The organism is Promicromonospora sp. NFX87 (assembly GCF_048564965.1).
Classification (GTDB): Bacteria; Actinomycetota; Actinomycetes; order Actinomycetales; family Cellulomonadaceae; genus Promicromonospora.
The window spans coordinates 458386-472163 of sequence record NZ_CP183413.1 but is presented as its reverse complement, the minus strand read 5'-3'; the positions used below and the strand labels follow the sequence as shown (position 1 = coordinate 472163).

At 71.0% G+C, this 13778-nt stretch carries 10 protein-coding genes; 2 read left to right on the top strand and 8 right to left on the bottom strand.

Annotation, left to right across the window (positions count from 1 at the left end):
• Position 1: 1 nt before the first annotated feature.
• The 3 genes from ACNYC2_RS02300 to mfd form a co-directional block, all read right to left on the bottom strand.
• Complete coding sequence (locus ACNYC2_RS02300) at positions 2-304, bottom strand: helix-turn-helix transcriptional regulator (protein WP_116676849.1); 303 nt, start codon at positions 302-304, stop codon at positions 2-4.
• A 194-nt stretch (positions 305-498) separates the two neighbouring features.
• The gene (locus ACNYC2_RS02295; protein ID WP_419705501.1) at positions 499-1413 is read right to left on the bottom strand and encodes an ABC transporter substrate-binding protein; all 915 of its coding nucleotides are present in this window, start codon (positions 1411-1413) and stop codon (positions 499-501) included.
• A gap of 119 nt (positions 1414-1532) precedes the next feature.
• Positions 1533-5138 carry a transcription-repair coupling factor gene (gene mfd / locus ACNYC2_RS02290; RefSeq protein WP_419705500.1) on the bottom strand — a complete coding sequence of 1202 codons (3606 nt, stop codon included), beginning with the start codon at positions 5136-5138 and terminating at the stop codon, positions 1533-1535.
• 186 nt (positions 5139-5324) lie between these two features.
• On the opposite strand from mfd, the gene ACNYC2_RS02285 reads away from it, so the two are divergent.
• On the top strand, positions 5325-6422 hold the full coding sequence (locus ACNYC2_RS02285; protein WP_419705499.1) for an acyltransferase family protein: 1098 nt from the start codon (positions 5325-5327) through the stop codon (positions 6420-6422).
• Positions 6423-6566: 144 nt separating this feature from the next.
• Complete coding sequence (locus tag ACNYC2_RS02280; protein ID WP_419705498.1) at positions 6567-8240, top strand: Coagulation factor 5/8 type domain-containing protein; 1674 nt, start codon at positions 6567-6569, stop codon at positions 8238-8240.
• Positions 8241-8319: 79 nt separating this feature from the next.
• Here ACNYC2_RS02280 and pth read toward each other — a convergent pair whose 3' ends face one another.
• The 5 genes from pth to glmU form a co-directional block, all read right to left on the bottom strand.
• Entirely contained in the window at positions 8320-8925 is a 606-nt protein-coding gene (gene pth, locus ACNYC2_RS02275) for an aminoacyl-tRNA hydrolase (RefSeq protein WP_419705497.1), read from the bottom strand.
• Between the two features lie 109 nt (positions 8926-9034).
• Positions 9035-9634: a 50S ribosomal protein L25/general stress protein Ctc gene (locus ACNYC2_RS02270; RefSeq protein ID WP_419705496.1), complete on the bottom strand. Its 600-nt coding sequence runs from the start codon at positions 9632-9634 to the stop codon at positions 9035-9037.
• A 220-nt stretch (positions 9635-9854) separates the two neighbouring features.
• Complete coding sequence (locus ACNYC2_RS02265) at positions 9855-11060, bottom strand: glycosyltransferase (RefSeq protein ID WP_419705495.1); 1206 nt, start codon at positions 11058-11060, stop codon at positions 9855-9857.
• A 115-nt stretch (positions 11061-11175) separates the two neighbouring features.
• Positions 11176-12162, bottom strand: a complete 987-nt coding sequence (locus ACNYC2_RS02260) for a ribose-phosphate diphosphokinase (RefSeq protein ID WP_116676857.1) — start codon at positions 12160-12162, stop codon at positions 11176-11178.
• Positions 12162-13742, bottom strand: a complete 1581-nt coding sequence (gene glmU / locus ACNYC2_RS02255; RefSeq protein ID WP_419707755.1) for a bifunctional UDP-N-acetylglucosamine diphosphorylase/glucosamine-1-phosphate N-acetyltransferase GlmU — start codon at positions 13740-13742, stop codon at positions 12162-12164. Before glmU ends, ACNYC2_RS02260 begins: the two co-directional genes overlap by 1 nt.
• Positions 13743-13778: the final 36 nt, after the last annotated feature.

Sequence of the window (13778 nt, the reverse complement as noted above, 5' to 3'; positions counted from 1 at the left end):
CTCAGCTCGGAACTCTTACCCGCTGCGGCAGGGCCCGTTCCGCGTGGAACCTGCCCATCTCGGTGGTCAGCGGGTCGGTCGCGCCGACGACGGCGTCGGCCACCCCGAGCACGCGGAGCACCGCGAACGTGTTCTCCAGGCTCACCGTCCCGGTGCCCGTCTCGAGCGCGCGGAGCGTGGTGCGCGTGATGCCCGCACGGTCGGCGACGAGCTGGGCCGTGAGGCCGTGGATCTTGCGCCAGGCCCGGACGTGGTCGCCGAGTGAGGCGAGGTCGCGCCGGGTCCGGAGGGAAGTTCTGGCCATGACTGCTCCTTTCGGTTACCAGGCTAACCGACGAGCGACGTAATGGTCACTAGGGTGACCACTATTCCTGGAGCGACCTGACGGACGGCGCGGCGGCCGCCGTGGAGCCGCGTCGGGACGGTTCCCGACAAAGCAGGACGGGCCGCCCCACGGTGTGGGACGGCCCGTCGCGTGCGACGTTCAGCGACGCGTCACTACGACGCCGCCTGGTTGTTGACGGTGGCCGTCTCCAGCGCGCCGACCGAGAGGTCGTGCTTCGCGAGGATCTTGGCGTACGTACCGTCGTCGATGATGCTCTGCACTGCCGCCTGGTAGGCCCGCACCAGCTCGACGTCGCCCTTCAGGAACCGGAAGCCCAGGGGCGTCGGGTTGAGGAGGTCGGTGTTGGCGACCTCGAAGACGTCGCCGGAGCCGATCTGCTTCGCGTTGTACCGGCCGGTCGACCACTGCGTGAGCTCCGCGTCCGCCTTGCCTGCCTCGACCTGGGCGAGCGCCTCGGCGTCGGACCCGAACTCGAGCACCGTGACGGGCTCGGCCTGGCACTCGGCCGAGTTCAGCGCGGCCAGCGCGTCGGCCTGCGTGGACTCGCCGAGCACCGCTACCGGCCGGCCGCACAGGTCCGTGAGCGTCTTGATCCCCTCGGGATTCCCCGCCGGGACCATGATCGCGTCGCTGTCGTTGTAGTAGTTGACGAAGTCGGAGTCGATCTGGCGCTCCGGGGTGTCGGACATGGCGGCAGCCACGACGTCGACGTTGCTCGCGTACAGCTCGGGGACCAGCGAGTCGAACGGCATGTCGCTGAACGTGTACTTCAGGCCCAGCCGGTCCGAGGCGGCGTCGAACAGGTCGATCTCGAACCCGACGATGCGGCCTGCCTCGTTCGTGTACTCGAAGGGCGGGTAGCCCGACTCCGTACCGACGGTGATGCGCGTGGACTCGGCCAGGAGCTCACCGGGCAGCAGCGCGCGCAGCTCCGGATCCGCCTGCACCTGCTCCGCGGCCTCTGCCGTCTCGTCCGAGCTGCCCGAGCAGCCGGTCAGCAGCGCTCCGAGTGCGGCTGCTGCCGTGATCGAGCCGATGACCGCACGCGTGCGGTGTCCGAGAGCCATGCGGGGTCCTCCACACAAAAAGACATGATGAGCGAGTTACGCGGGTGGAGCCTATACGTTCCCGGCCAGTTGCTGTGAATTCGAGTTTCACCTACGCCCACATGCCGCGACACCAGGGCTCAGGCGCTGGTGCCGACCTTAGCCGCCGCCCCGACGTCCGCCAGAATCACCGCATCGATTAGGCCCCTGGCCCATTCCAGGACCTCGGTGCCACGCAGCGGCCAGCCGCCGATCCGCGCGGTGGTCGGGAACGGGACGAGGATCGCCCGGATGGCCGGCTTGAGCACGGTCCCGGGGTAGAGCCGCTTGAGGCGCAGCTGCGCCGACTCGGGCAGGCTCACCGGCGCGAACCGGACGAACTTGCCCTGTGCGGTGATGTCCGTGAGTCCGGCCTGACGTGCGTGGTTGCGGAAGCTCGCGACGTCGAACAGCGCGTCCGCGACGTCGGGCAGCGCCCCGTACCGGTCGGTGAGCTCGGCGCGCACCTCGTCGAGGGCCGCGGCGTCGTGCGCGGTGGCGATCTTCTTGTACGCCTCCAGCCGCAGCCGCTCCGTGGCGATGTAGGACTCGGGCAGGTGCGCGTCGACGGGCAGCTCGATGGTGACCTCGGGGGCCTCCTCCTCGGCGTCGCCGCGGAACGCGGAGACCGCCTCGCCCACCATGCGCACGTAGAGGTCGAACCCGACCCCTGCGATGTGGCCGGACTGCTCGCCGCCGAGCAGGTTGCCCGCCCCGCGGATCTCGAGGTCCTTCATGGCGATCTGCATGCCCGCGCCGAGGTCGGTGTGGGCGGCCATGGTCGCGAGCCGGTCGTGGGCCGTCTCGGTGAGCGGCTTCTCCGGCGGGTAGAGGAAGTACGCGTAGGCGCGCTCGCGCCCGCGGCCCACGCGGCCCCTGAGCTGGTGCAGCTGGGACAGGCCCAGCATGTCGGAGCGCTCCAGGATCAGGGTGTTGGCGTTGGAGATGTCCAGGCCGGTCTCGATGATCGTGGTGCACACCAGCACGTCGAGCTCCTTCTCCCAGAAGGCCCGGATGACCCGGTCGAGCTCGTGCTCGCTCATCTTGCCGTGGGCCACGCCGATGCGGGCCTCGGGCACCAGCTCGTTGAGCCGGGAGGCGGTGCGCTGGATGGTCTCCACCTTGTTGTGGACGTAGAAGACCTGGCCCTCGCGCAGCAGCTCGCGCCGCAGCGCGGCGGCGATCTGCTTCTCCTCGAAGGCGCCCACGTAGGTGAGCACCGGGTGCCGCTCCTCCGGGGGCGTGGCCAGCGTCGACATCTCGCGGATGCCGGTCACCGCCATCTCGAGCGTGCGTGGGATCGGGGTCGCGGACATGGCCAGCACGTCCACGTTGGTGCGCAGCTGCTTCAGCGTCTCCTTGTGCTCGACGCCGAACCGCTGCTCCTCGTCGATGACCACCAGGCCCAGGTCCTTGAACTGGACGGAGCCGGTGATGAGGCGGTGCGTGCCGATGACGACGTCGACGCTGCCCTCCTTGAGACCGGCGAGCGTCTCCTCGGACTCCTTGGCGGTCTGGAAGCGGCTCAGCGCCCGCACGGTGACGGGGAACCCGGTGTACCGCTCGGAGAACGTCTCGAAGTGCTGCTGCACCAGGAGCGTCGTGGGGACCAGGATGGCGACCTGCTTGCCGTCCTGCACCGCCTTGAACGCGGCCCGGATGGCGATCTCCGTCTTGCCGTAGCCGACGTCGCCGCACACCAGGCGGTCCATCGGCACGGACTTCTCCATGTCGGCCTTGACCTCGTCGATCGTGGCGAGCTGGTCCGGGGTCTCGACGTAGGCGAAGGCGTCCTCGAGCTCACGCTGCCACGGGGTGTCCGGCCCGTACGCGTGGCCCTGCGTCGCCATGCGCGCGCTGTAGAGCCGGATCAGCTCGCTCGCGATCTCCTTGACGTGCTTGCGCGCCTTGGCCTTGGTGTTCTTCCAGTCGGCGCCACCCATCTTGGACAGCGACGGCGACTCCCCGCCGGTGTACTTGGTGACCTGGTCGAGCTGGTCGGTGGGCACGAACAGCCGGTCACCCGGCTGGCCGCGCTTGCTGCTCGCGTACTCGATCACGAGGTACTCGCGCGTGGCCCGGTTGCCGCCCGTGCCCATGGTGCGCTGCGCCATCTCGACGAACCGGCCGACACCGTGCTGCTCGTGCACCACGAAGTCGCCGGCCTTGAGCTGGAGCGGGTCCACCACGTTGCGCCGTCGGCTGGGCATCTTGCGCATGTCGCGCGTGCCGGAGCCCGCCCGCCCGGTCAGGTCCTGCTCGGAGAAGACGGCGAGCTTCAGGTCGGGCGCCACGAAGCCCGTGCCGACGCCGCCCGCGACCACGTGCACGACGCCCGGCTCGGGCTCGTCCTCGAGCGAGATCGCCAGCCGGGCCGCGGTGCCCGCCGCCGACAGCTGTTCGGTCATGCGCTTGGCGGGGCCGTGGCCCTCGGTCGTCAGCACGAGCCGCCAGCTCGCGACCTGCAGCCCGTGCACGTCGTCGAGTGCCCGCGCGAGGTCGCCGCGATAGGACTCGACGTCCCGGGCGCTCACCACGAATGTGTCAGACGCTGAGGTCACTCCGGTGACCTGTGCGTCTGACAGGTCGTTGAGCTCCGTGTCCTGCGTGAACGATGAGAGGGTCCACCAGCCTAGGGCGCGGCGGGCCGCTACCTCGCGGACCTCGGCGAACGTCGCGAAGGACGCGGCGGACAGGTCGATGGGCGCCGCGCCGCCGGCCACCGCCCCGGTCCAGGCCGCGGCGAGGAACTCCTCGGTGGTCGCCACGAGGTCGTGGGCCCGACGGCGCACGCGCTCGGGCTCGTTGACCACGAGCAGCGCGTCGTCGGGCACGAGCTCCAGGACGGAGATCATGCGGTCCACCAGCACGGGCGCCAGCGACTCCATGCCCTCGACGGCGACGCCGGCGGCGAGCTTGTCGAGCATCTCGACCGCGCCCGGCAGGGTCTCGACGAGCTCGGCGGCACGCGCCCGGACGGCGTCGTCCAGCAGGATCTCGCGACAGGGCGGCGCCCAGAGCCCGCGCTCCGCGATCTCCAGGCTGCGCTGGTCGGCCACGGCGAACCAGCGGATCTCCGTGACCTCGTCGCCCCAGAACTCGCACCGCAGCGGGTGGTCCTCCGTGGGCGGGAAGATGTCGAGGATGCCGCCGCGCACCGCGTACTCGCCGCGCCGCTCCACCATGTCGACACGGGTGTAGGCCGCTGCGGTGAGCCGCTCGGCGACGTCGGTCAGGTCGGCCGTGGCGCCGATGTCCAGCTGGACCGGCTCGAGCTCCCCGAGCCCCTCGACGACGGGCTGCAGCAGCGCGCGGACCGGCATCACCAGGACCCGGATCGCGCCGGCCTGCCCGTGCCCCTCGGCCGGGTGCGCCAGGCGGCGGAACACGGCGAGGCGCTTGGCCACGGTGTCGGCGCGCGGGCTGAGCCGCTCGTGCGGCAGCGTCTCCCAGGCGGGGAGCACCGCGACGTCGTCGGCCTGGTCCTCCGGGAGATAGCTCCGCAGGCTCGCGGCCAGGTCGTCCGCCTCGCGGCCCGTCGCGGTGACCACCACGAGCGGGCGCTTCTCGGACGCGGCGACGAGCAGGGGCGGGCGCACGCCCGCCGGACCCACCACGTCCACGAAGCCGCGAGCACGCACGTGCTCCACGGCAGCGGCGGCGCCGGGATCGCGCAGAAGAGTAGGAAGCAGGCCGGTCAGGTTCATGGGTTCTGTCCTTCGAGGGCGCACGACGACGGGCCCACCACGAGCGTGACCGGGTAGGCCGACGAGGTGAGGGGCTGATCCCAGGCTACTCCCGGACACTGACAGCGCCCTTCCACGCACCTCTCGGGCGCCGCTGCCGCTCCGCGGAGCATGCACGTACGGAGCATGCACGTACGATGACCCGCGATGTTCACCCCTCCCGGATCCCCGCGGCACGCAGGCGTGCCGGGGCACGGCCCCGCCGTCGGGCCGCGCACCCCCGTCCGTCTCGCCTGGCCCGATGCCGCCCGCGGCCTCGCCATCGGTCTCGTGGTGCTGTACCACGCGACCAACTGGACGTGGTCCACGGGGTACGAGGTGAGCGTGCTGCGCGAGGTGAACGAGACGCTGCGCAGCCTGCGCATGCCGCTGTTCTTCGCGGTGGCAGGCATGTTCGCAACGAAGTGGACGACGGTGCCGTGGTCCCGGCTGGCGCGCGGCAAGCTGCTGTTCTTCGCCTGGGTGTTCGTGCTGTGGGAGCCGATCTCCCTGGTGGTCCGCCTGCTCACCGGCTACTACCAGGTGGCCGACGCCGACTGGGGCACCCTGTGGAGTCACCTGGCCTGGTCGCTCCTGGTCCCCCGCTCCGAGCTCTGGTTCGTCTGGACGCTCGCCGCGTTCTTCGTGATCGCGCGAGCGCTGCGCCGGGTGCCCGCACCCGTGCAGCTCGTGCTCGCCGCCTGCGTGAGCGGGTGGGCACTGGCGGGCTGGGAACCGGAGAGCATCGCCTGGCGGGGTACCGCACAGTTCCTGCTCTTCTTCCTGGGCGGCCTGCACCTGCGGGCGCTGCTCGAACGGTTCGCCGAGCGGGTCACCTGGCTGTGGGCGGTGGGCGCCGTCGCCGTCTGGCTCGGGATCCAGGTAGCCGTGCGCGAGCTCGACGTCGCCGACGTGCCCGGCCTCTACCTGCTGGCCAACATCGCCGGCGTACCGGCGGGGGTGGCCGTGAGCGTGCTCGCGTCCAGGGTGCCCGGCAGCCGGTATCTGCCCAGGTCGCTCGGGTTGGAGTGGATCGGAGCACGGACGCTTCCGGTGTTCGTCACCCACACGTCGGTGGTGCTCGGGCTGCTGTGCCTGCTGTACCGCAACGCCGTCTGGATCCCCGCGCCGCAGTCGCAGTGGCTGCCGGTCGCGCTCTGGGCCGCTGCGATCGCCGTCGGGCTGGGGCTGGGTGCGCTGGCGCCACGGATCGGGGCACGCTGGCTCTTCGCGCCGCCCCGGCGACTGACCGGCACCACCCGCTGAACCTCGGCGAAAAGTAGCTTGTTCCTTTTTGCCGACATCTACCCTGTACGTGACAAGTCCTGTTATTGTGTCGAACTCAGCAACGGCAAAGGCGCCGTAGCGACCCGGCGGAGCCCTGGCCTCGCCCCGGCCAGCGGAGGTCTTGTGCGACGCATCAGACGAACGGCGGCTCTCGCGGCCGCGGTCACCGCCGCCTGCCTCAGCGCGACGGCGCTGCTGGCACCGGCTCAGGCGACGCCGGGACAAGCCCCGGGGCAACAGGCCGCGGCGGCGCTCGCCGAGCCCACGCTGCCCAGCCCCGAGTCGGAGGTCAATGTCACGGGCACGCCGTTCACCGGCACCAGGCCGGACGGCACCGTGTACGGCCTCATCGATGCGCACACCCACCTGTTCATGCAGGACGGCATGGGTGGCGCCGCCGTCTGCGGCAAGGTGTTCTCGGAGCAGGGAATCGCGGCGGCCCTGCGCGACTGCCCGTCGCACGAGCCGCACGGGCTCGGCGCCCTGCTGGAGAACCTGACCCGGGACGGCTCCCCCATCGGCACGCACGACACCACCGGCTGGCCCACGTTCGCCGACTGGCCCGCCCACGACTCGCTGACCCACCAGCAGATGTACTACCGCTGGGTCGAGCGGGCCTGGCGCGGCGGGCAGCGCGTCATGGTCAACGACCTGGTCACCAACGGCCTGCTGTGCTCCATCAACCCGGGCACCTACCAGAGCTGCGACGAGATGACGGCGATCCGCCGCCAGGCGCAGGACACCTACGACCTGCAGGCCTACGTCGACGCGCAGTACGGCGGGGCCGGCAAGGGCTGGTTCCGGATAGTGACCACCAGCGAGCAGGCCCGCCAGGTGATCGAGGAGGGCAAGCTCGCCGTCGTGCTCGGCGTCGAGACGTCGGAGCCGTTCGGCTGCAAGCAGACCCTGCGCATCCCGAACTGCTCGCGGGCCGACATCGACGCCGGTCTCGACGAGCTGTACGACCTGGGCGTCCGGTCGATGTACCTGTGCCACAAGTTCGACAACGCGCTGTGCGGCGTGCGGTTCGACGAGGGGTCCATGGGCACGATCATCAACGCCGGCCAGTTCCTCTCGACCGGGACCTGGTGGGACGCGCGCTCCTGCCCAGCCGACCAGCCGCACGACCACAACCCGGGCAACGGCGAGCTCCCCCCGGAGCTGGAGGACGACCTTCCGCCCGTCCTGCCCCTCTACCCGCCGGGGACGCTCTGCAACACGAAGGGGCTGAGCGGGCTGGGCGAGTACGCCGTCCGCGGCCTGATGGAGCGCAACATGATGGTCGAGATCGACCACATGAGCGCGAAGGCCGCCGACCAGACGCTCGACGTCCTGGAGGCCGAGGACTACCCCGGCGTCCTGTCGACGCACTCCTGGATGGACGAGCGGTACCTCGACCGGCTCTACGCCCTCGGCGGGTTCGCCACCATCTACGGGCACGCCGCCCACGAGTTCGTCGAGGAGTACGAGCGCACGGCGCCGGTACGCGACCGGTACGGCGCGGGCATCGGCTTCGGGTTCGACATGAACGGGTTCGGCGGCACGCCGCCGCCCCGGGGCGACGCGGCCAACCCCGTCACCTACCCGTTCCGGTCGTTCGACGGCGGCACGCTGCTCGACCGGCAGACCACCGGCGAGCGCACGTGGGACGTCAACGTCGACGGCGTGGCGCACTACGGGCTGGTGCCCGACTACGTCGAGGACCTGCGGCTCGTGGGCGGCCAGGAGATCATCGACGACCTGGCACGCGGCCCGGAGAGCTACCTGACGACCTGGGCGGGGGCGGAGGCGCACTGAGGCGCGCCGCCGGTTGAGCAGCTCCGGTGGCCGGGCAGGTCGAGAACTGGGTCTCGACCCTGCCTGGCCACCGTGAGCATCACGCCTTCGCGGTGTGGAACTTCCCCTGGGCGGCGAGCAGACCCTCGGTGACCAGCAGCTCGACGGCGTCGGCGGCGTCGTCCACCAGGATCGGCAGGTCCTTCTTCTCCGTGGCGGAGAAGTCCTTGAGCACGTGGTCCGCGGTGTCCATCCGGCCCGGCGGCCGGCCGACGCCCACCCGCACGCGGTGGTAGTCCTTCGTCCCGAGCGCCTTGGTGGTGTCGCGCAGGCCGTTGTGGCCGCCCTCGCCCCCGCCGAGCTTGAGCTTGATGGTGTCGAAGGGGATGTCCACCTCGTCGTGCACCATGACCACCTGCTCGGGGTCGACGTCGTAGTACCTGGCGAGCGCGCTGACCGGACCCCCCGACGTGTTCATGTAGGTGGTCGGCTTCGCGAGGATCACGCGGGGCCCGGGGGCTCCCCCGGGAAGCACACCGAGCCGCGCCTCGGCGACGGCCGCCTGCGCCCGCGCGTGCTTCGAGAAGCGTGCGCCGGTGCGCTCCGCGAGCAGGTCCAGCACCATCTGGCCCACGTTGTGCCGGTTGCCGGCGTACTTGGGGCCAGGGTTGCCGAGCCCGACGACGAGCCAGGGCCGGTCGCTCATCCAGGTGTCCTTCACGGTTGGTGAGTGGTCGGCAGGTTGTCAGGTGATCGGCAGTTGGAGCTACCGATCACCTGACAATCTGCCGATCACTCGGGGTGCTGCGGGAGAATCAGCTCTCCGAGGACGCCTCGGCGGGCGACTCGGCGGAGTCGGCGTCGTCGTCGCCGGCCTCGCCGCGCGGCTCGGTGACGAGCACGACGACGGCCTTGGGGTCGGTGAGCAGCGTCGAGCCCTCCGGCAGGGCGACGTCCTCGGCGTGGATCTGCGCGCCGGCCTCGAGGCCCTCGATGGAGACCTCGACGGCCTCGGGCAGGTGCGTGGCCTCGGCCTCGACCGAGAGCGTCTGCTCCTCGACGAGGTGGATGGTGCCCGGGGCCGACTCGCCGACGATGTTGACGGCGATGTCGACGGTGATCTTCTCGCCGGCGCGCACGACCTGCAGGTCGATGTGCTCGATGGTGTTGCGGACCGGGTCGCGCTGGACGTCCTTGGCGACGGCCAGCTGGCCCTTGCCGTCCACGTCGATGTTGAGCAGCACGTTGGTCTGGCGCAGCGCCAGCATGGACTCGTGGCCCGGCAGGGTCACGTGCACCGGGTCGCCACCGTGCCCGTAGAGGACGGCGGGGATCTTGTTGTCGCGGCGGATGCGGCGGGCCGCGCCCTTGCCGAACTCGGTACGGGCCTCAGCGGCGAGCTTGATCTCGGCCATGGGAATTCACTCCTGGAAGGTCTGTGTGTGCAACTCGGTCGGCGGCTGCGTCGGCGTGGGACACGTGGCGGGCGCGGAGCGGGCACGTGGGACGGAGTGCTGGAGGGAACTCCACCCAGGGGCCGCCGACGGCCGCCCAGTCGATCACGGACGCCGGCCTGGTGCTAGCGGGATCGAGTCCCGCCGCGGCCGTCAAGCGTCCCTCGCCGAGGCAACCTGACTACTGTACCCGCTCGTCGGCACGATCCGCACCGAGAGGCGGTGTGACGCCGATCGACGGCTGCGTGCGACGCGGCTTGTAGACGACCTGGACATGGAACACGAAGCGCAGCAGGAACGCCACGACGAGCGTCACCGCCTGCACGAGCACCGGCCACATGCCCGTGAACTCGACGAGCCACCACAGCACGGGCAGGCGGATCGCCGCCTCGGTGCCGTTGAACGCGAACGAGTGCGCGAACCGCGACCAGACGCCGCGGCCCTCGTTCCGCAGGTCGCGGAACACGAACCGCTCCTGCAGCAGGAAGTTCGTCAGGATCGTGACGACGGCGGAGATCACCGCACCCGCCACGTAATGCACGCCCAGTCCGGTGAGGACCCACAGGATGAGGATGTTCAGCACGGCTCCGAAGCCGCCGATGATCGCGAACCGCGACATCCGCCCGAACCGCAGGGCCGCGAGCTGCTCCAGGTAGCGCAGGCCGGTCTTGAAGGTGGCCTTGGAGTGCCCGGCGTACCGCTCGCCGAACACGAACGGCTCCTCCCCCACGGCCAGCGTGTTGCGGGCGAGGAGCTCGAGCAGGATCTTGAAGCCACGCGGGTGCAGGGAGTCGAGGTCCAGCCGGTCCACCCGGGTGGCGAAGAACCCCGTGAGCGGGTCGGTCACGTTCCGCAGCCGGACCGGGAACATCGAGCGTGCCAGGAGCGCCGAGGCGATCGAGACACCGTGGCGCCACCAGCCGTCCAGGCCCCCGGCGTCGCCGTCACCGGTGTAGCGGGAGGCGACGACGATGTCGAGCCCCGCCTCACGGCCGCGCGTGACGAGCGCGGGCACGAGCTCCGGCGGGTGCTGCAGGTCGCCGTCCATCACGACCGCCCACTCGGTGGTGACGGTCCGCAGACCGGCCACGACGGCGCCGCTGAGCCCGCCCTCGGCCTGCTCGCGGTGCAGCAGGCGCACCGGGACCGGTGCGGTCGCCGCGACCTCACGGATCAGCTCGGGCGTGTTGTCGGTGGAGTCGTCGACGAAGAGGATCTCCGCCAGGTCCGGCGCCCCGATCGGCGCCGGGCCGCCCTCGGGCCCGTGAAGGGCTCCCGAGGGCCGACCGTCGTCGGGCAGCACACCGAAGGCTGCGCACAGCCGCTCGGTGAGCACCCGGACGTTGGGCCCCTCGTTGAACGTGGGCACCACGACGGTGACGGTCACTGACCCTCCCAGATCGTTGTCAAGACACGGTCCTCCGTTGACCGCGTCCGAGTCAAGGGTCAGACCGTATACCCAGACAGGCGCCCGGACGGACACCCGGGCTGACCTCGAAGGATCAGGAGTTGCCGTCGAAGAGCGATGTCACCGAGCCGTCGGAGTGGACCTCGTTGATCGCCGACGCGAGCAGCGGAGCGATCGAGAGCACCTTGAGGTTGGGGAACCGGCGGTCGTCCTCGATCGGCAGGGTGTCGGTCACGACGACCTCGCGCGCACCGCACTCCGTGAGCCGCTGCGCGGCCGGGCCGGACAGCACGCCGTGCGTCGCCGCGACGGTCACGGACTTGGCACCCGCCGCCATGATGACCTTGACCGCCTCGGCGATCGTGCCGCCGGTGTCGATGAGGTCGTCGACCAGCACGCAGTCGCGGCCCTGCACGTCACCGACGACACGGTTGGCGACGGACTGGTTGGGACGCGTGACGTCGCGCGTCTTGTGCACGAACGCCAGCGGGCCACCGCCCAGCTTGGAGGCCCAGATCTCGGCGACGCGGATGCGTCCGGCGTCCGGCGAGACGACCGTGACGTTCTCGACGTCCACGCGGGTGCGCACGTAGTCGACGAGGATCGGCATGGCCCACAGGTGGTCCACGGGGCCGTCGAAGAAGCCCTGGATCTGCGCGGTGTGCAGGTCCACGCTCATCAGGCGGTCGGCGCCGGCCGTCTTGAACAGGTCCGCGATGAGACGGGCCGAGATCGGCTCGCGACCGCGGCTCTTCTTGTCCTGGCGCGCGTAGCCGAAGAACGGCGCGACGACCGTGACAGAGTGCGCGGAGGCCCGCTTGGCGGCGTCGACCATGAGCAGCTGCTCCATGATCCACTGGTTCACCGGCATCGTGTGCGACTGGAGCAGGAACAGGTCCATGCCACGCACCGACTCGCTGAACCGCACATAGGTCTCGCTGTTCGCGAAGTCGTACGCGGAGACGCCGAGCAGATCGATGCCCAGCTCCTTCGCGACGTTCTTCGCCAGCTCAGGGTGTGCCCGTCCCGCTGCGAGGACGAGCGGATGGCGGTTCGGACCGGGAGCGATGGTGCTGGACATCAGTGGGACTTTCCTTCCTTGTCGGCCCCAGGGACGGGGGCCAGGTCGGCCGGCTCGGCCTGGGCGGCCGCGGCCTGCGGGGCAGTGGGCGCCCCGGCTGCATTCTGCTGGGCAAGCTGGCGCTGTGCCTGATCACCGAGACCGGACGCCCCACCGTGGGCGTTCGCCGCGGCGTCCGCGGCGGCCGTCCCCGGCCGACGACGGGCGACCCAGCCCTCGATGTTCCGCTGCTGCCCGGCGGTGACGCCGAGCGCGCCGGCGGGCACGTCCCGGCGGATCACGGAGCCGGCGGCGGTGTAGGCGCCGTCGCCCACCGTGACGGGCGCGACGAACATGTTGTCCGCGCCCGTGCGGGCGTGCGAGCCGATCACCGTGCGGTGCTTGTGCACGCCGTCGTAGTTCACGGTCACCGAGGCCGCGCCGATGTTGGAGTGCTCGCCGATGGTCGCGTCGCCCACGTAGGAGAGGTGCGGCACCTTGCTGCCCTCGCCGATCTGGGCGTTCTTGGTCTCGACGAACGTGCCGATCTTGCCCTTGCGGCCCAGGCTGGTGCCCGGTCGCAGGTAGGCGAACGGGCCGACGGACGCGCCCTCGCCGATGACGGCGAGCGAACCGTGCGTGCGGACGATCGTCGCGCCGACCCCCACCTCGACGTCGGTCAGCGTGGTGTCGGGGCCGATCGTGGCGCCGGTCGCGACCACAGTCGCGCCCTTGAGCTGCGTGTTCGGCAGCAGCGTGACATCGGGAGACAGCTCGACGTCGACGTCGATCCACGTGGTGGCCGGGTCCTGGACCGTGACGCCCGCGCGCTGCCACTCCTCGACGATGCGGCGGTTCAGCTCGCGGGCCAGGACCGAGAGGGCCACCCGGTCGTTGACGCCCTCGACGAGCATCGGGTCGTCGGCGAGCAGCGCCCGCACGTGCAGGCCCTCGGTGCGGGCGAAGGCGACGACGTCGGTCAGGTAGACCTCGCCCTGCGCGTTCCGGCTGTCGAGACCGCCGAGGCCCTTGCGCAGCGTCGCGGCGTCGAACACGTAGACCGACGAGTTGATCTCACGGATCTCGAGCTGGTCGGCGTTCGCGTCCTTGTGCTCGACGATCTCCAGCACGTCGCCGGTGTCCGGCTCGCGGATGATCCGGCCGTAGCCGGTGGCGTCGGCGACCTCTGTGGTGAGGACGGTCACCGCGTTGCCGTCGGCGTGGTGCGCCGCGAGCAGCTGACCAAGGGTGGCGCCGTCGAGCAGCGGTACGTCGCCCGCCACCACCACGACGGCGCCCTCGACGCCGTCGCCCACGATCTCGCCGTCGGCGATGCCCGCGACCGCCGCGGCGGCCTGCGCCTTGGCGTCGAGCGCCTCGAGGGCGCACTGCACGGCACGGCCCGTGCCGGGGATGTCGTCCTGGTCCACGAGGACCGCCTCGGGGTCGAGCTGCCCGATCGCCTCCGCGACCAGCTCACGTTCGTGCCGGACCACCACGGCGACCTGCAGGGGCTCGAGCTCACGAGCGGCCGTCAGCGCGTGCCCGACCATCGGCTTGCCGCCGAGCGGGTGCAGGATCTTCGGCAACGTTGACTTCATGCGGGTGCCCTGGCCGGCGGCAAGAACGATGACTGC

What these genes read in the sequence shown, in the direction of transcription:
- ACNYC2_RS02260 (WP_116676857.1), bottom strand. Translation starts at nt 12,162, where the DNA reads ATGTCCAGCACCATCGCTCCCGGTCCGAACCGCCATCCGCTCGTCCTC.
- ACNYC2_RS02295 (WP_419705501.1), bottom strand. Translation starts at nt 1,413, where the DNA reads ATGGCTCTCGGACACCGCACGCGTGCGGTCATCGGCTCGATCACGGCA.
- glmU (WP_419707755.1), bottom strand. Translation starts at nt 13,742, where the DNA reads ATGAAGTCAACGTTGCCGAAGATCCTGCACCCGCTCGGCGGCAAGCCG.
- ACNYC2_RS02300 (WP_116676849.1), bottom strand. Translation starts at nt 304, where the DNA reads ATGGCCAGAACTTCCCTCCGGACCCGGCGCGACCTCGCCTCACTCGGC.
- ACNYC2_RS02270 (WP_419705496.1), bottom strand. Translation starts at nt 9,634, where the DNA reads ATGGCCGAGATCAAGCTCGCCGCTGAGGCCCGTACCGAGTTCGGCAAG.
- ACNYC2_RS02285 (WP_419705499.1), top strand. Translation starts at nt 5,325, where the DNA reads ATGTTCACCCCTCCCGGATCCCCGCGGCACGCAGGCGTGCCGGGGCAC.
- pth (WP_419705497.1), bottom strand. Translation starts at nt 8,925, where the DNA reads ATGAGCGACCGGCCCTGGCTCGTCGTCGGGCTCGGCAACCCTGGCCCC.
- mfd (WP_419705500.1), bottom strand. Translation starts at nt 5,138, where the DNA reads ATGAACCTGACCGGCCTGCTTCCTACTCTTCTGCGCGATCCCGGCGCC.